This is a genomic window from Synechococcus lacustris str. Tous (genome assembly GCF_003011125.1).
Lineage (GTDB): Bacteria > Cyanobacteriota > Cyanobacteriia > PCC-6307 > Cyanobiaceae > Synechococcus_D > Synechococcus_D lacustris.
The window spans coordinates 1-650 of sequence record NZ_PXVC01000287.1; the positions used below are offsets into that span (position 1 = coordinate 1).

A 650-nucleotide genomic window follows, 5' to 3' on the forward strand; every position below is an offset into this window, starting at 1 on the left:
CCTTACGGGCAACTATTAAGCTAAGTCCATTAACCTGCTTTTTCATCAAATACCTACGATTCAAATCAGCACCTGCTTGCTGCATTAACTCATTTTGAGCTTGGAGATCTGATTTTTTGCCAGCAGCAATATAAACATACTTTTTACCAATAAATGCCCTTCTAATTAAATCCCAACGGTCATAGAGAGGGCTAAGGGGGCAATTACTTGGCGCTGCCCCCTGCTCAAGCTCAAGGCAGTGAAACCATGTAATCCTACGATCTTGCTCATTCAACATTCTTCGTTGTTGCTGAAAAAAACGGGCCCTAGAAAAACCCGCTTCCAAACTTGGGATCAAAACGATTAAAGGCAATAGCAAAATTGCAACCTGCAAGAGGCTTGATGTATCTTTTCTAGCAAGATTACTTATTTTCCAACCAACCAATAATAATCCTATGCCGATCATCAACAATGGAGTAACGTAGCTTTCTCTGTTAGCCATCATAAGCCCCATGGAAGAGCGACTCAGATCAACACTAATACTAAACAAGAAGCCATAAATTATCGGGATAGCGGCAATGCACAACTGCCTTAACTGGGTATTATTCCAATCAAATTCAATAAACCAAACCTGAAATCCAATCAAACAAATACAGAACAACGTCCACACT

1 protein-coding gene is annotated in these 650 nt (G+C 40.3%); it reads right to left on the minus strand.

The window, feature by feature from the left end; translation table 11 throughout:
• On the minus strand, window positions 1-650 hold a 650-nt coding region (locus C7K08_RS15810), incomplete at both ends, for a hypothetical protein (RefSeq protein ID WP_161955970.1).